Genomic DNA, 16,323 nt, shown 5'->3' with positions numbered 1-16,323 from the left:
GGGACCGGTGGGCGGGCTTCCGCCACACCATGGGAGACATGACAGAGAACGCGGTGGAAGTACGGGGGCTCCGCAAGCAGTACGGCGAGGTCACCGCAGTGGACGGACTGGACCTGACGATCCGGCGGGGCGAGGTCTTCGGCCTCCTGGGGCCCAACGGCGCCGGCAAGAGCACCACGGTGGAAATACTCCAGGGGCACCGGGAGCGGGACGGCGGCGAGGTGCTCGTCCTCGGCGCGGACCCCGCGACCGCCGGCCGGGCCTGGCGCTCGCGCGTCGGCATCGTCTGGCAGGACGAGTCGGCGCCCGCCGAACTGACGGTACGGGAGACGGTCGAGCACTTCGCCCGCTACTACCCGGCCCCGCGCGATCCGGCCGAGGTGATCGCCCTGGTCGGCCTGGAGGGCAAGCGCGGCCACCGGCTCAAGACCCTCTCCGGCGGGCAGCGGCGCCGCCTCGACGTGGCGCTCGGGGTCATCGGCGACCCCGAGCTGCTGCTCCTGGACGAGCCCACGACCGGTTTCGACCCGGCGGCCCGGCGGCAGTTCTGGGACCTGATCCGGCTGCTGTCCGACTCGGGCACCACCATCGTGCTCACCACCCACTACCTGGAGGAGGCCGAGGCCCTCGCCGACCGGCTCGCGGTCATCGCCCGCGGCAAGGTCGTGGCCGAGGGCGAGCCGGCCGCACTGCGCGCCCGCCTCGGGACCGGCGCCACCGTCGAGTGGACCGACCGGGACGGCGGCCCGCGCAGCACCTCCACCGAGACGCCCACCCGTACGGTCGCGGAACTCGCGGCCCGCTTCGACGGGGAGGTCCCCGACCTGAGGATCACCCGACCCACCCTGGAGGACGTGTACCTGCGCCTCACGGGCCAGCTCGACCGGAACACGACGCGGCAGGGGGAGCCCCGATGAGCACGCAGACGGGTACGAGTACGGGCAAGGCCACGGGCACGCGTACGGGCACGGGCGGGGCCGGGGCGCTGCCCGGCGCCTGGTCCCTCGGTCTGAGCCGCGGGGTGCTGGAGATCAGGCAGTTCGTCCGCCAGCGCGACGCGGTGATCTTCACCTTCGCCTTCCCCATCGTCTTCCTCGCGCTCTTCGCCTCGATCTTCAGCGAAGGCATGGAGGGCACCGGGGTCACCGCCTCCCAGATGTACGCGGCAGGCATGGTCGCCGCCGGCATCATGTCCACCAGCTTCCAGTCCCTCGGCATCTCCATCGCCGTCGAACGCGACGAGAAGGTGCTGCGCCGGCTGCGCGGGACCCCGATGCCGCCGGCGGCGTACTTCCTCGGCAAGGTGTGGATGGTGCTGGCCACCGGCCTCGCCGAGACCGCGATCCTGCTGCTGGTCGGCTCCACCCTGTTCGACCTCGATCTGCCGACGTCCGCCGCGAAGTGGCTGACGTTCGCGTGGATCTTCACCCTGGGCCTGGCCGGCTGCGCCCTGCTCGGCATCGCGATCAGCAGCCTGCCCAAGTCCGGCAAGAGCGCCAGCTCGGTCGTGGTCCTGCCCTTCCTGATCCTGCAGTTCATCTCAGGGGTGTTCATCCCGGTCCACCAGATCCCCGACTGGCTGCTGAACATCGGTGCGCTGTTCCCGCTCAAGTGGATGTGCCAGGGACTGCGCGGGGTGTTCCTTCCCGAGTCCGCGGCCGTTTTCGAACAGGCCGGTGCCTGGGAGTATGGGCGGGTCGCCCTGGTCCTGGGCGCCTGGGTGCTCGGGGGGCTGGTGCTGTGCCTGCTGACCTTCAAGTGGAAGAACCGGCGCGACGGCTGAGCGGCTTCGCGGAGGCGGCCGGAGCGCGCGAGTCCCACGTCTGGGACCGCGCGTTCGGGCCGTGGGACCTCTACTTCGGGGTCGTGTGGATCGCGACCGCGGCCTTCGTCCTCGGCGCGGACTCCCCCGGGCCGGCGTACCGGATCACCGCCGCCGCCCTGCTCGCCCTCCTGATCCCCTGCTACCTGGGCGCCGGACGCCCGCTGCTCCTGCTGGAGCCCGGCGCCGAGTCCCGGCGCTCCGCCCGCTACCTGGGCGTGGCGCTGGCCCTCTTCCTGCCGGCCGCCGCCCTGGCCGGCGAGGCCCGGCTGATCACCTTCGCCCTCGCCCCGCAGTGCTTCATGCTGCTGCCGCTGCGGCGGGCGGTCACCGCGGTGGGCCTGCTGTGCCTGCTGCCGGTGGCGGGCTGGGCGCTGGTGTGGCGGCCGGAGGGGCACTTCGTCTTCGCGAGCGGGCTCGGCGCGCTCGTCACCTTCCTCTTCTCCGCCTTCTTCGGTGCCTGGATCATCCGGATCATCGAGCAGAGCCGGCAGCGGGCCTCCCTCATCGCGGAACTCGACGCCAGCCGGGAGGAGGTGGCCCGGCTCTCCGCTGAACGCGGCGCCCACGCAGAAAGGGAACGCATGTCCCGCGAGATCCACGACACCCTCGCCCAGGGCTTCACCAGTCTGCTGATGCTCGTACAGGCCGTGCAGTCGGAGCTGGACACCGATCCGGAGCGGGCCCGGCGCCATCTGGACCTGATGGCCGTCACCGCCCGGCAGAACCTGGCCGAGGCCCGCGCCCTGGTCGCGGGCGGCGCGCCCGCCGATCTCGACGGCGGTTCGCTGCCCGACGCGGTACGGCGGCTCGCGGCCCGGCACGATCCGCCGGCGGCCGTCTCGGTGACCGGGGAGGTCCGGCCGCTGGCCGCGGTGCTGGAGGTGGTGGCCCTGCGGTCCTGCCAGGAATCCCTGTCGAACGCCGCCAAGCACGCCGGACCGCAGGCCCGTTGTGCGGTGTCCCTCGCCTACGGGGGCTCCGAGCTGACCCTCACGGTCCGGGACACCGGCCGGGGCTTCGACCCGGCGGCCCCCGCCCCCGGCTACGGCCTGCGGGGACTGTTCGCCCGCGCCGCGGAGGTGGGCGGCGCCGCGAGGGTGGACAGCGCCGCCTCGGCCGGAACCACCGTCACCGTGACCCTCCCGATCCGCTGAGGAGCCGTACGAGATGATCCGCATCCTGCTGGCCGACGACCACCCGGTGGTACGGGAGGGCCTGCGCGGCATGCTCGCCGCCGAACCGGACCTGGAGGTCGTCGCGGAGGCCTCGAACGGCCCGCAGGCGGAGGCGCTCGCCGCGCGGCTGGTCCCCGAAGGCGGCCTGGACCTGATCCTGATGGACCTGCGGATGCCGGGTGGCGACGGAGTCGAATCGATCGCCCGCATCACGGCGGCCCGGCTGCCGGTACGGGTGGTGGTGCTGACCACCTACGAGGAGGACCGGGACATCCTGCGCGCGGTGGAGGCGGGGGCGGCGGGCTATCTGCTGAAGGACATGGCGCGGGCGGAACTGGCGGCCGCGGTCCGGGCGGCCGTGCGCGGCGAGACGGTCCTCGCCCCGACGGTGGCGGGCCGCCTGGTGGACCGGCTCCGCACCCGCCCGTCGCTGCCGCGGCTCTCCGACCGGGAGGTGGAGGTGCTCCGCCTGGTCGCCGGGGGCGCGACCAATGCCGAGATCGGCCGCCGGCTGTTCGTGGCGGAGTCCACGGTCAAGACGCACATGCTGCGCATCTTCGCGAAGCTGGAGGTCACGGACCGCACCGCGGCGGTGACCACGGCCATGCGGCACGGCCTCCTGTAACGGCGGCCGCTGCGCGGGGCTTCCCCCACCCCACCCCTTCCCGAAACCGGGGCTCCGCCCCGGACCCCGTTCCGGGCGCTGCGCGCCCGGTGCGCTCAAACGCCGCGCGGGGTCCGGGGCGGAGCCCCGGGAAACGGCGAAAGGGCGGGGCGGGGAGAACTCCGCGCAGCGGATCCCCCGACCCCGCCCCACCAGGCGGCGACCGTCAGGCCAGCTTCGCCCGGACCGTGTCCACGAGCTCGGCGACGGCCACCGGCGTCTGCTCCCCGGACTGCATGTCCTTCAGCTGGACCACGCCCTCTTCGAGGTCACGGTCCCCAGCGACGACCGCGAAGCGGGCCCCGCTCCGGTTCGCGTCCTTCATCGCACCCTTGAGGCCCTTGCCCCCGTAGGAGATGTCCGCGGCCACACCGGCCCGCCGCAGCTCGGTCACCAGACCGAACAGCACCGGCTTCGCCGCACCGAGCGCCACCGCGAAGACGGAGGTCGCGGCGGGGATGTCCAGTTCGACACCCTCGGCTTCGAGCGCCAGCACCGTACGGTCGACGCCCAGCGCCCAGCCCACCGAAGGCAGCGCCGGGCCGCCGATCATCTCGGAGAGGCCGTCGTAACGGCCGCCGCCGCCCACCGCCGACTGGGAGCCCAGACCGTCGTGGACGAACTCGAAGGTGGTGCGGGTGTAGTAGTCCAGGCCGCGCACGAGCTTCTCGTCGTCCTCGAAGACGACCCCGGCCGCCGTCACCAGCGCCCGCACCTCCTCGTGGTACGCCTTGCAGGCATCGCAGAGGTAGTCGCGCAGCATCGGGGCGCCGACGAGCTGCTTCTGCACGTCGGCCCGCTTGTCGTCGAGCACGCGCAGCGGGTTGATCTCGGCCCGTCGCACGGTCTCCGCGTCGAGGTCGAGCCCGCGCAGGAAGGCCTGGAGGGCCTCCCGGTACACCGGGCGGCACTCCTTGTCGCCGAGCGAGTTCAGCAGGATGCGGAAGTTGCGCAGGCCCAGTGAGCGGTACGCCTGGTCGGCCAGGATGATCAGCTCGGCGTCCAGGGCCGGGTCCTCGGCTCCGATCGCCTCGGCGCCGACCTGGGAGAAGTGGCGGTAACGGCCCGCCTGGGCCCGCTCGTAGCGGTAGTAGGAGCCGGAGTACCAGAGCTTGACGGGCAGGCCGCCGAGCTTGTGGAGGTTGCCCTGCAGGGCGGCGCGGAGCACGGAGGCGGTGCCCTCGGGACGCAGGGCGAGCTGGTCGCCGCCCTTCGTGGTGAGGGTGTACATCTCCTTGCTGACGATGTCGGTGGACTCGCCGACGCCGCGCGAGAACAGCTCGACGTTCTCGAAGCCGGGGGTCTCCACGTACCCGTAGCCGGAGTTCTTCAGGGGCGCGGAGATCGCCTCGCGCACCGCCAGGAAGGTGGCGGAGCGGGGCGGCAGCAGGTCGTACGTGCCCTTGGGGGCCTGAAAAGTACTCACGAAACTCTCGTCACATTCCTCGTCGTGGAGACGTGAAGCCGTCTCCCAGGCCGGCGGCCACCTGCCGCAGGTACGGGTTGGTGGCTCGCTCACGGCCAATGGTCGTGTGCTCGTTGTGTCCGGGCAGCACCACGGTCGAATCGTCGAGCGGCAGGCACACGCGGGCCAGCGATTCGAGCATGTCGGCGTGGCTGCCGCCGGGGAAGTCCGTACGCCCGATGGAGCCGGCGAAGAGCAGGTCGCCCGAGAACAGCAGCGGCGGGATGTCCGCCGCCGCGGGCATCCCGAAGGTCACCGACCCCCTGGTATGGCCGGGGGCGTGCGACACGGTGAGCTCCATGCCCGCGAGGGCGAGCTTCGCGCCGTCGGTGAGCTCCTTGACGTCCGAGGGCTCCCCCACCGTGAGCTCGCCCATGAGCTGGGCGCCGAGGGAACGGCCGAGGGCCTTCTCCGGGTCGCTCATCATGAAGCGGTCTTCGGGGTGGATCCAGGCCGGTACGTCGTGTGCTCCGCACACCGGGACCACCGAGGCCACATGATCGATGTGGCCATGGGTGAGGACGACGGCGACGGGCTTGAGCCGATGCTTCTTCAGCGTCTCTTCGACACCCTGGGTGGCCTGGTGGCCCGGGTCGATGATGACGCACTCCTCACCGGCGGCGGGGGCGACCACGTAACAGTTGGTCCCCCAGGCCCCGGCGGGGAATCCGGCAATCAGCACGTTCGTCCTCAATCGTCGTCCGGCGGGAGGCTGCAGATAGGAATGCTGCTGCTCAGAGCCTACCGGCGCCGCTCATTACACAGCGAACCCATATACGGTACGGCCTAACCCAGCCCGGACAGTGGTACCAGATACGCACAAGGAGACGACCCGGTGGTCACGAGCGATCAGCGGCGGCGCCAGCTCGCCAGGGAAAAGTACGAACGCCAGCAGCAGCGGCGTGCCGAGGCGCGGCAGAAGTCGCGCAAGCGGCTGGCCGTGATCGGTGCGGCGGTGGCCGTGGTCGTCGCGGCGCTGGTCGGCCTCGTGGCCGGCGGCGTGTTCGACAAGGACAAGAAGGACGAGGCGGCCGACCCGGCCGCGACTCCCTCGGCCGCGCCCACCCCGCAGCAGTCCCCCTCCCCGGCGATGGCGATCGACGCCAAGGCGAAGTACACCTTCGGCCTGAAGACCAGCGCGGGCGACATCACGTTCGAGATGGACGCGGCGAAGACCCCGCAGACGGTCAACTCGTTCAAGTCGCTCGCCGACAAGAAGTACTTCGACAACACCAAGTGCCACCGCCTGACCACGGGCGGGATCTTCGTCCTGCAGTGCGGTGACCCGCAGGGCACCGGCACGGGCGGCCCCGGCTACACCATCGCGGACGAGAACCTCGACGCCCTGGGCAAGCCCAACGAGACCGGACAGGTCATCTACCCGGCGGGCACGGTGGCGATGGCCAACACCGGCCAGCCCGGCTCGGGCGGCAGCCAGTTCTTCCTGGTCTACAAGGACAGCCCGCTCGCCCCCACGTACACCCCCTTCGGCAAGATCGACGCGGCCGGCCTGAAGGTCCTCGAAGAGGTGGCCAAGGCCGGTGTGGCCGACGGCGGCCAGGACGGGGCCCCCAAGACCCCCGTGACGATCGAGAAGGGCACCGTCACCCAGAACTGACCGGGACCGGGCGCCCCGGGCCCGGGCTGTCTCCTCGATTTCCCCGAATCGATTTCCTCCAAGGCGCTCCGGTACGGCGATATTCCGTCGTGCTGGATGCGGACAGCCGGCCCGGCGGTCGCCTATGTTGGCGTTGTGCAGGGCGGGCGCGGCCCGCCCCAGGAAACTGTGGACGATGCCCAGGGGGTGAACCCCTCGCAAGGCATCAGGTGGAGGAGGCGCTGTGAGCAGCGACCCGTGGGGCCGAGTCGACGAGACCGGCACCGTGTACGTGCGTACTGCCGATGGCGAGAAGGTCGTCGGCTCGTGGCAGGCCGGTACCCCGGAGGAGGCCCTGGCCTACTTCGAGCGCAAGTACGAGGGCCTGGTGGTCGAGATCGGCCTCCTCGAACGACGGGTGCGGACCACCGATCTGGCCGCCAAGGACGCCCAGACGGCCATCGAGCACCTGCGTACGCAGGTGGACGAGCACCACGCCGTCGGTGACCTCGACGCGCTGCGCGTGCGGCTGGACAAGCTGGTGGCGACCGTGGACTCGCGCCGCGAGGAGCGCAAGGTCCAGAAGGCCAAGCAGACGGACGAGGCCCGTACGGCCAAGGACGCACTGGTGGCCGAGGCCGAGGAGCTGGCGCAGAGCGACCAGTGGCGCAGCGCCGGCGAGCGGCTGCGGGCCCTGGTGGACATCTGGAAGGGTCTGCCCCGCCTCGACCGCAAGTCGGACGACGAGCTGTGGCACCGCTTCTCGCACGCCCGTTCCGCCTTCTCCAAGCGCCGCAAGGCGCACTTCGCCTCGCTCGACGCGCAGCGCGAGGACGCCCGCAAGGTCAAGGAGAAGCTGGTCGCGGAGGCCGAGTCGCTGTCGAAGTCGACCGACTGGGGTCCGACGGCCGCGCGCTACCGCGAGCTGATGGACAACTGGAAGGCCGCGGGCCGCGCGCAGCGCGAGTCCGAGGACGACCTGTGGAACCGTTTCCGCGGCGCCCAGGACGTGTTCTTCGCGGCCCGCAGCGAGGTCTTCGCGGAGCGCGACGCCGAGCAGGTGGAGAACCTGAAGCTGAAGGAGGAGCTGGCCGACGAGGCCGAGAAGCTCGTCCCGATCACGGACCTGAAGGCGGCCCGTGCCGCGTTCCGTTCCCTGAACGAGCGCTGGGAGGCCATCGGCCACGTACCGCGGGACGCGCGTCCCAAGGTGGAGGGCCGGATGCACACCATCGAGCGGGCGATCCAGGAAGCCGAGGAAGGCGAGTGGCGCCGTACGAACCCGGAGGCGCGGGCCCGTGCGGCCGGTCTGACGGGGCAGCTGCAGGCGGCGGTCGACAAGCTGCGCGGCCAGATCGACGCGGCGCGCGCGCAGGGCAACAACTCCAAGGCCGACAAGCTGTCCCGGGAGCTGGAGGGCCGTCAGGCCCTGCTGGACCAGGCGCTGAAGGGCCTTGAGGAGTTCGGCGGCTGACCACCGCCCCGCACGTGGAAGGGCCCCGGTACGCACTGCGTACCGGGGCCCTTCCGTCTTCGTACGGTTCCCCTGCTCCTTCGTACGGTTCCCCTGCTACGGCCTGCGGGCCGAGGTCACGCGGTAGACGTCGTAGACGCCCTCGACGCCCCGTACGGCCTTCAGGACGTGGCCCAGGTGCTTCGGGTCGCCCATCTCGAAGGTGAACCGGGAGGTGGCCACCCGGTCGCGGGACGTCTGTACGGCCGCCGACAGGATGTTCACGTGCTGGTCCGACAGCACCCGGGTGACGTCGGAGAGCAGCCGGGACCGGTCCAGCGCCTCGACCTGGATGGCGACCAGGAAGACGGAGGACTGGGTGGGCGCCCACTCGACCTCCAGCATCCGCTCGGGCTCCTGGGAGAGGGAGTCCACGTTGACGCAGTCCGCGCGGTGGACCGATACGCCGCTGCCGCGCGTGACGAAGCCGACGATCGGGTCGCCCGGCACCGGGGTGCAGCAGCGGGCCAGCTTGACCCACACGTCCTCGACGCCCTTGACCACCACGCCGGGGTCGGCGTTGCCGCGGCGGGTGCTGCGGCCGCGGGCCGGCGGGATGCTGTCCTCGATGTCCTCGTTGGCCGCGTCCTCGCCGCCGAGGGCCTGGACCAGCTTCTGGACGACGTTCTGCGCGGTGACGTGGCCCTCGCCGATCGCCGCGTAGAGCGAGGAGATGTCGGGGTAGCGCATCTCGTGCGCGAGGGTGACGAGGGAGTCCCCGGTCAGGATGCGCTGGATCGGCAGGTTCTGCTTGCGCATGGCCCGCGCGATGGCGTCCTTGCCGTGTTCGATCGCCTCGTCGCGGCGCTCCTTGGAGAACCAGGCGCGGATCTTGTTGCGGGCCCGGGGGGACTTGACGAAGCCCAGCCAGTCGCGGGACGGGCCGGCGCCCTCGGCCTTGGAGGTGAAGACCTCGACCAGGTCGCCGTTGTCGAGGGTCGATTCGAGCGGTACGAGCCGCCCGTTGACCCGCGCCCCTATGGTCCGGTGGCCGACCTCGGTGTGGACGGCGTACGCGAAGTCGACGGGGGTGGCGCCGGCCGGCAGGGCGATGACATCGCCCTTGGGCGTGAAGACGAAGACCTCGTTGCGCGAGAGGTCGAAGCGCAGGGAGTCGAGGAACTCGCTCGGGTCCTCGGTCTCCTTCTGCCAGTCCAGCAGCTGGCGCAGCCAGGCCATGTCGTTGACGGTGTCGTGGCCCGCGCTGCCCTTGGCCGCCTGCGGCACGTCCGTCCGTACCTTCGAGGTGCCGGCGACCGTCTGCTGCTTGTACTTCCAGTGCGCGGCGATGCCGTACTCGGCGCGGCGGTGCATGTCGAAAGTGCGGATCTGCAGCTCGACGGGCTTGCCGCTGGGTCCGATGACCGTCGTGTGGAGCGACTGGTACATGTTGAACTTCGGCATCGCGATGTAGTCCTTGAACCGGCCGGGGACCGGGTTCCATCGCGCGTGCACGGTGCCGAGGGCGGCGTAGCAGTCCCGGACGGTGTCGACGAGGACCCGGATGCCGACCAGGTCGTAGATCTCGGCGAAGTCGCGGCCGCGGACGATCATCTTCTGGTAGACGCTGTAGTAGTGCTTGGGGCGACCTGTGACGGTGGCCTTGATGCGGGCGGCCCGGAGGTCGGCCATCACCTCGTCGGTGACGACCGTGAGGTACTCGTCCCGCTTGGGTGCCCTTTCGGCCACCAGCCGCACGATCTCGTCGTACATCTTGGGGTAGAGGATCGCGAAGGCGAGGTCCTCCAGCTCCCACTTGATGGTGTTCATGCCCAGCCGGTGCGCCAGCGGGGCGTAGATCTCAAGGGTCTCGCGGGCCTTCTTCTCCTGCTTCTCCCGCTTGAGGTACCGCATGGTGCGCATGTTGTGCAGGCGGTCGGCGAGCTTGATGACCAGGACCCGGGGGTCCTTGGCCATGGCGACGACCATCTTGCGGACGGTCTCGGCCTGGGCGGCCTCGCCGAACTTGACCCGGTCGAGCTTGGTGACCCCGTCGACGAGCAGGGTCACCGCGTCGCCGAAGTCGCGCCGCAGGTCCTCCAGCCCGTACTCGGTGTCCTCCACGGTGTCGTGGAGGAGCCCCGCCATCAGCGTGGCCGGGTCCATGCCCAGCTCGGCGAGGATCGTGGTCACCGCGAGCGGGTGGGTGATGTACGGGTCGCCGCTCTTGCGCTTCTGACCGCGGTGCCAGCGCTCGGCGACCTGGTAGGCCTGCTCGATCTGCCGCAGCGTGGCCGTCTCGATCTTCGGGTCGTTGCTGCGGACTATGCGGAGCAGCGGTTCCAGGACCGGGTTGTACGGGTTGGAACGCTGCCCGCCGAGACGGGCCAGCCGGGCGCGCACCCGATTGGAGGACCCGGCCGACTTCGCGGACGCGGGCTTGACCGGAGGCGCGGGCGCCGGGGTCGGCGGAACCGGGGCGGCCGGCGGCGCGGCGGGGCCCGCCGCGGCCGGCTCGGCCTGCGGATCGGGCTGCGCGGCGGAGATTGGCTGGACCTCGTCTGGCAAGAGCGCTCCTCAGGGGGTCCCCCCGCACGGAGTGTGGGGGAGGATCCGGTGCCCGTGTCCGGTCCGGATAACCCATCGTAGCGAGGGTTCCGCCACCCCGTTCCCCGAGTCCACCCCGACCAGTGCACATCCAGCCCGTCCGGCGTTTGAGGACCGGGGTCCGGGGCGGAGCCCCGGGGAACGGGCGAAGGGCGGGTAGGGGACTCAGCCCCGCGCAGCGGCCCGCACACGCCGAAGCGGGCGCGCTCCGGGAAATCCCGGTGCACGCCCGCTTCGGCGGGAACAGCGTCGTCAGACGACGATCAGCGCATCCAGCGGAGCCCCGCCAAGGGCCCCGGCCAGCCGCTCACGACCCGGGAGGAACGAAAGCTCCATCAGGACCGCAACCCCGGCAACCGCCGCCCCGGCCCGGCGGATCAGCTCCAGCGAGGCGGCAGCGGTGCCGCCGGTGGCCAGCACGTCGTCGATGACCATGACCCGGTCGTCGGCGCACAGCGCCTCCGCGTGGATCTCGATCTCCGCCGACCCGTACTCCAGGTCGTAGGACTGCAGGAGCGTCGCCCCGGGCAGCTTCCCGGCCTTGCGGACCGGCACGAAGCCGATGCCCGCCTGGACGGCCACCGGAGCCGCCAGGATGAATCCCCGCGCCTCCAGACCGACGATCTTCGTCGCTCCGTACTGCCCGGCCAGGGCCACCAGCGCGTCCGTGAGGGCGCCGAACGCCTTCGGGTCGGCCAGCAGCGGGGTGATGTCCTTGAACATCACGCCCGGCTTCGGGTAGTCCGCCACGTCGGTGATCCGGCTGAGCAGCAGGTCCCGTACGCCGGAGGGCAGCTCCGCGGTCACCGGCGGCGTCCCGACCGGCCCTGGGCCACTACCTCGGGCGTGCCTTCGGTCCCGGCGTCCTCGGGCGACTCGCCCCTGGCCTCCGCCGACGCCCGCTTCGCGAGCACCCGCTTCTTCAGGGCCTTCATCGCCGGCTCGCGCTCCTTCAGGTCCACGACCAGCGGGGTCGCGATGAAGATCGACGAGTAGGCGCCGGCCGCGAGGCCGACGAACAGCGACAGCGAGATGTCGTTCAGCATGCCGGCGTCGAGGATGCCGCCACCGATGAAGAGCAGCGCGCCGACGGGGAGCAGCGCCACGACGGTGGTGTTGATCGAGCGGACCAGGGTGCCGTTGATGCTGCGGTTGGCGATCTCGCTGTACGTCCAGCGGGTCTGCTTGGTGATGTCCTTCGAGCCCTCCTTGAGACCGTCGAAGACGACGACGGTGTCGTAGAGGGAGTAACCGAGGATGGTCAGCAGACCGATGACCGTACCCGGGGTGACCTCGAAGCCGACCAGCGCGTACACGCCGACGGTGATGGTGAGGTCGTGGATCAGCGCGATCAGTGCCGCGACGGCCATCCGCCACTCGAAGGCGATGGCCAGGTAGATCACCACGAGGACCATGAAGACGCCGAGGCCCGTCCAGGCCTTGTTGGCGATCTGCTCGCCCCAGCTGGGGCCGACCAGGTCCGCGTTGATGTCGGCCGCGTCGACCTTGAGGTCGGTGGCGAGCTTGGCCTTCACGTCGGCCGCGGCATCGGTGCCCAGTTCCGAGATCTGGATGCGCAGGCCGCCGGTGCCGAGCTTCTGGACGATCGCGGGGTGGCCGGAGGCCTCTTCCGCGTCCTCGCGGGCCTGGGCCTCCGAGACGGAGGTCTTCGGGGTGGTGAAGACGGCACCGCCCTTGAACTCGATGCCCATGTTCAGGCCCGAGACGGCCACGGCCACGATCGCCGTGATGGTGATCAGGATGGAAACGCCGTACCAGACGAAGCGCTTGCCGACGAAGTCGTAGCCGACCTCACCTCGGTACAGCTTGGCGCCGAGATCTCCGAGCTTCGACATCTCTCACGCCTCCTTTGCGTCGACGGGAACGGAGACGGTCGCGGCGGCCGCGTCGGAGCCGGTACGACGCGAGCGTCGCAGCGGCGGCTTCGCGCCCAGTCGCTTCGGGTCCAGCCCGGACCACGGGTGACCGCTGGCGAAGAAGTTCGTACGGGCCAGCAGCGTCATGACGGGCTTCGTGAAGAGGAACACCACGACCACGTCGAGCAGGGTCGTCAGACCCAGGGTGAAGGCGAAGCCCTGCACCTTGCCGACGGTGACGATGAACAGCACCGCGGCGGCCAGGAACGACACGAAGTCGGAGACCAGGATGGTGCGACGGGCGCGCGGCCAGGCGCGCTCGACGGCCGGACGCAGGGTGCGGCCCTCGCGGATCTCGTCCCGGATGCGTTCGAAGTACACGATGAAGGAGTCGGCGGTGATGCCGATCGCGACGATGGCACCGCAGACGGCCGGCAGGTTCAGCGCGAAGCCGATGCCCTTACCGAGCAGCACCATGATCGTGTAGGTGAGGATGCCGGAGACGATGAGGCTGATGATGGCGACGAACGCCAGGCCCCGGTAGTACGCCAGCAGGTAGATCACCACGAGGGCGAGGCCGATGGCACCGGCGATGAGGCCGGCCTTCAGCTGCTCGCCGCCGAGCGCGGCGGTGACGGTGGTGACGCTGTCCTCCTGGAAGGACAGCGGCAGGGCGCCGTACGAGAGCATGTTGCCCAGGTCCTGCGCGGACTGCTGGTTGAAGCCGCCGGAGATCTCGGCGTTGCCGCCGGTCAGCGCCTGGCTGACGGACGGGTCGGAGATGACCTCGCCGTCGAGCACGATGGCGAACTGGTTCTGCGGGGACTGCTTGGCCGCGAGCTCACCGGTGATCTTGGCGAACTTGTCGGCGCCGCTGTCGGTGAACTGCATCGTGACGATCCACATGCCGCGCTGCGGGTCGATGATGCCCTTGGCGTCCTTGACGTCCTGGCCGTTGACCTGCGCCGGGCCGAGGACCCACTTGAACCAGACGCCGTCGCGCTTGCCGCAGGCGAGCGTCGGGTCCTCGGGCTTGACGTTCTGCTTGACGGCGGTGCGCTGCGCCTCGTTGCTGCAGTCCAGCGCGGCGAACTTCGCCTGCAGGTCCGCGGCGGCGGCCTGGTCGGCGGTCGGCGCGGACGGCGACGTGGACGGGGTGGCCTTGTCGTCTGCCTTCTTCGACACGCTCGCCGAGGGCGAGGGAGAGGGGGCGTTCGGGGCCTTGAGGGCCTCACTGACCGCACGGCCCTGGGAAGTGGCGCTGGACGACGGGGTGGCCGCGCTGGCGGACGGGCTGCCGGAACCGCTCGGGGCGGCGCTCGGGGAGCCGCTCGGGTTGGCCTCGGGCGCGACCGGCGCACCCTCCGCCGTGGCGAGCACGGGGCGGAAGTACAGCTGGGCGGTGGTACCGACCTGGTCGCGCGCCTGCTGATCGTTCGTCCCCTTGGGGATGTTCACGATGATGTGGTCGCGGCCCTGGGTCTGAACCTCGGCCTCCGACACACCGAGACCGTTGACGCGGCGCTCGATGATGCCGACCGCCGTGTTCATGTTGGTCTCGTTGATCGCGTCCGGCTTGCCGGGCTCGCTCTTGGCCTTGAGCGTGATGCTCGTACCGCCGGCGAGGTCGATGCCGAGTCGCGGCGTCGTCTGCTTCGTGAGGAACATCCCCGCGGTGAGCGCCACCATCGCGATCAGGATGATGGCCAGGGAACGCCCCGGCCTCCCCTGAGCCCCCGTGGGCCGCCGGCCCTTCTTCGGTGCTGCCACCTTGTCGTATCTCCCTGTCCAACCGTCCCGCGCCGGGTCAGCGCGTGGACGGCCACCGAAATGTGTGTGGGGACCCCTGCCCCCCGCAGAAGGGTCACTGGCCAGGACCGTCGGGGCTGCCGGTCAGGCGCCCCGCACGGTCCCCGGCCCAGCGCTACTTCGCGCCGGCCTCGCCGTCGGTCTTGCCGTCCTTGGGCTCGTCGCCCTTGGGCTCCTCCGCCGCGGGCTCGTCGGCCTTGGGCTCGTCCTTCTTGCCCAGGTCGAGCTTGGGTGCGTCGTCCCCGGTCAGGGAGGAAGCGTCGTCCGGGACGACCGGCGTGTCGATCGTCAGATCATCGGTGATGCCGTGGACGATGCGGTTGTACTCCTCGTCCTCCAGCACGGCGCCGATGGAGTTCTTCGCGTAGATCGCGTGAACGCCGGGGGCCACCTCGAGCGTGACGGTGTCCTCGCCGATCTCCTTCACCGTGGCGTACATGCCGCCGATGGTGCGGACGCCGGTGCCGGCGGTCAGCTGGTCGCGCATCTGCACGGCCGCCTGCTGCTTCTTCTTCTGGCTGCGGGTCAGCAGGAACATCGCCCCGATGATCAGCACGAACGGAAGGAGGGACATGATATTCAAGGGACGCAGGTCCTTCGCATCGACCGCACAAGCGCACGGCCTTTGTACGGGGGGTGGGTACGCCGACCGTAAGGGTCGGCATCGGCGGAGTCTAGGCGAGTCCGCACCGATGGAACAACGCCCAGCATGTCACCGCAGTTCCTGAGGGGACGAACGTCCGCGCCGTCAGGTCCCGAAGAGGCCCTGTTGTCCGCTTGATCCGTTCCCGCCCTGCTGTGGCGGAACAAGTCCCAGGTGAGCCCATGCGGCCGGGGTCGCGACCCGCCCCCGCGGAGTCCTGGCCAGGAGCCCTTCCCTGACGAGGAACGGTTCGGCCACTTCCTCCACGGTCTCCCGCTCCTCACCGACGGCGACGGCGAGCGTGGAGAGGCCTACGGGCCCCCCGCCGAAGAGCTTCAGGAGCGCCTCCAGGACGGCCCGGTCCAGCCGGTCGAGCCCGCGCTCGTCGACCTCGTAGACCTTCAGGGCGGTGCCGGCGACCGCGCGGTTGATCACGCCGTCGGCCCTGACCTGGGCGTAGTCGCGGACGCGGCGCAGCAGCCGGTTGGCGATACGGGGGGTTCCGCGCGAGCGGCCGGCGATCTCGGCGGCGCCGGCGGTGTCGATCTCCACGTCGAGGAGCCGGGCGGAGCGGTGGATGACGCGCTCCAGCTCCTCGGGGGCGTAGAACTCCATGTGGCCGGTGAAGCCGAAGCGGTCGCGCAGCGGGGGCGGGAGCAGACCGGCCCGGGTCGTGGCCCCGACGAGGGTGAACGGGGGCAGCTCCAGCGGGATGGCGGTGGCTCCCGGGCCCTTGCCCACGATCACGTCGACGCGGAAGTCCTCCATGGCCATGTAGAGCATTTCCTCGGCGGGCCGGGACATGCGGTGGATCTCGTCCAGGAAGAGGACCTCTCCCTCCTGGAGGGAGGAGAGGATCGCGGCGAGATCGCCCGCGTGCTGGATGGCCGGGCCGGAGGTGATCCGGATGGGCGCGCCCATCTCGGCCGCGATGATCATGGACAGGGTGGTCTTCCCCAGGCCCGGGGCGCCCGACAGCAGCACGTGATCGGCGGTGGCGCCGCGCTGGCGGGCCGCCTTCAGGACGAGGTCCAACTGCTGGCGGACCTTCTCCTGCCCGACGAACTCACCGAGGTCCTTGGGCCTCAGGGCCGCCTCGACGGCCGTGTCCTCGCCGTCCGCCGCGGCTGCGACGATCCGGTCGTCGCTCTCGTCATCCCAGTTCACGGTGTCTGTCTGCCTTCTCGGGGTGGTGCGGTGGTCTGTGC

Annotated in this window: 14 protein-coding genes; 6 read left to right on the top strand and 8 right to left on the bottom strand. The window is 70.8% G+C overall.

All coding sequences use genetic code 11. From position 1 onward, the window contains the following. The first annotated feature begins 38 nt into the window (after positions 1 to 38). From OG276_RS31215 to OG276_RS31200, 4 genes are read left to right on the top strand one after another with little or no spacing between them, the layout of a single operon-like run. Complete coding sequence (locus OG276_RS31215; RefSeq protein ID WP_266910379.1) at positions 39 to 917, top strand: ABC transporter ATP-binding protein; 879 nt, start codon at positions 39 to 41, stop codon at positions 915 to 917. Further along, positions 914 to 1,783: an ABC transporter permease gene (locus OG276_RS31210; RefSeq protein ID WP_266910377.1), complete on the top strand. Its 870-nt coding sequence runs from the start codon at positions 914 to 916 to the stop codon at positions 1,781 to 1,783. The genes OG276_RS31215 and OG276_RS31210 overlap by 4 nt, the downstream gene beginning before the upstream one ends. After that, on the top strand, positions 1,741 to 2,979 hold the full coding sequence (locus OG276_RS31205; RefSeq protein WP_266910375.1) for a sensor histidine kinase: 1,239 nt from the start codon (positions 1,741 to 1,743) through the stop codon (positions 2,977 to 2,979). Before OG276_RS31210 ends, OG276_RS31205 begins: the two co-directional genes overlap by 43 nt. 13 nt (positions 2,980 to 2,992) lie before the next feature. Further along, positions 2,993 to 3,625, top strand: coding sequence for a response regulator transcription factor (locus OG276_RS31200; protein ID WP_266910373.1), 633 nt, complete (start codon positions 2,993 to 2,995; stop codon positions 3,623 to 3,625). 205 nt (positions 3,626 to 3,830) lie between these two features. On the opposite strand, the gene hisS is transcribed toward OG276_RS31200, so the two are convergent. Then, positions 3,831 to 5,090, bottom strand: coding sequence for a histidine--tRNA ligase (hisS, locus tag OG276_RS31195; protein WP_266910371.1), 1,260 nt, complete (start codon positions 5,088 to 5,090; stop codon positions 3,831 to 3,833). A gap of 10 nt (positions 5,091 to 5,100) precedes the next feature. After that, a complete protein-coding gene (locus OG276_RS31190; protein WP_266910369.1) occupies positions 5,101 to 5,811 on the bottom strand; it encodes an MBL fold metallo-hydrolase in 711 nt (236 codons plus the stop codon). 153 nt (positions 5,812 to 5,964) lie between these two features. Between OG276_RS31190 and OG276_RS31185 the strand changes: the two genes are divergently transcribed. Then, complete coding sequence (locus tag OG276_RS31185; protein WP_266910367.1) at positions 5,965 to 6,747, top strand: peptidylprolyl isomerase; 783 nt, start codon at positions 5,965 to 5,967, stop codon at positions 6,745 to 6,747. Between the two features lie 223 nt (positions 6,748 to 6,970). Then, complete coding sequence (locus OG276_RS31180) at positions 6,971 to 8,200, top strand: DUF349 domain-containing protein (RefSeq protein ID WP_266910365.1); 1,230 nt, start codon at positions 6,971 to 6,973, stop codon at positions 8,198 to 8,200. 96 nt (positions 8,201 to 8,296) lie between these two features. On the opposite strand, the gene OG276_RS31175 is transcribed toward OG276_RS31180, so the two are convergent. From OG276_RS31175 to ruvB, 6 genes are all read right to left on the bottom strand, one after another. Further along, positions 8,297 to 10,747, bottom strand: coding sequence for a bifunctional (p)ppGpp synthetase/guanosine-3',5'-bis(diphosphate) 3'-pyrophosphohydrolase (locus tag OG276_RS31175; RefSeq protein ID WP_266910363.1), 2,451 nt, complete (start codon positions 10,745 to 10,747; stop codon positions 8,297 to 8,299). A gap of 291 nt (positions 10,748 to 11,038) precedes the next feature. Further along, positions 11,039 to 11,593, bottom strand: a complete 555-nt coding sequence (locus OG276_RS31170; protein ID WP_266910361.1) for an adenine phosphoribosyltransferase — start codon at positions 11,591 to 11,593, stop codon at positions 11,039 to 11,041. After that, positions 11,590 to 12,642: a protein translocase subunit SecF gene (secF, locus tag OG276_RS31165; RefSeq protein WP_266910359.1), complete on the bottom strand. Its 1,053-nt coding sequence runs from the start codon at positions 12,640 to 12,642 to the stop codon at positions 11,590 to 11,592. Before secF ends, OG276_RS31170 begins: the two co-directional genes overlap by 4 nt. Before the next feature lie 3 nt (positions 12,643 to 12,645). Next, a complete protein-coding gene (secD, locus tag OG276_RS31160) occupies positions 12,646 to 14,433 on the bottom strand; it encodes a protein translocase subunit SecD (RefSeq protein WP_266910357.1) in 1,788 nt (595 codons plus the stop codon). 154 nt (positions 14,434 to 14,587) lie between these two features. Further along, positions 14,588 to 15,055, bottom strand: coding sequence for a preprotein translocase subunit YajC (yajC, locus tag OG276_RS31155; RefSeq protein ID WP_266910355.1), 468 nt, complete (start codon positions 15,053 to 15,055; stop codon positions 14,588 to 14,590). 165 nt (positions 15,056 to 15,220) lie between these two features. Continuing rightward, on the bottom strand, positions 15,221 to 16,282 hold the full coding sequence (gene ruvB, locus OG276_RS31150) for a Holliday junction branch migration DNA helicase RuvB (RefSeq protein ID WP_266910353.1): 1,062 nt from the start codon (positions 16,280 to 16,282) through the stop codon (positions 15,221 to 15,223). Positions 16,283 to 16,323 lie beyond the last annotated feature (41 nt).

This window comes from Streptomyces sp. NBC_00086, assembly GCF_026343255.1.
GTDB lineage: Bacteria > Actinomycetota > Actinomycetes > Streptomycetales > Streptomycetaceae > Streptomyces.
This window is presented reverse-complemented; position numbering and strand designations above follow the sequence as displayed.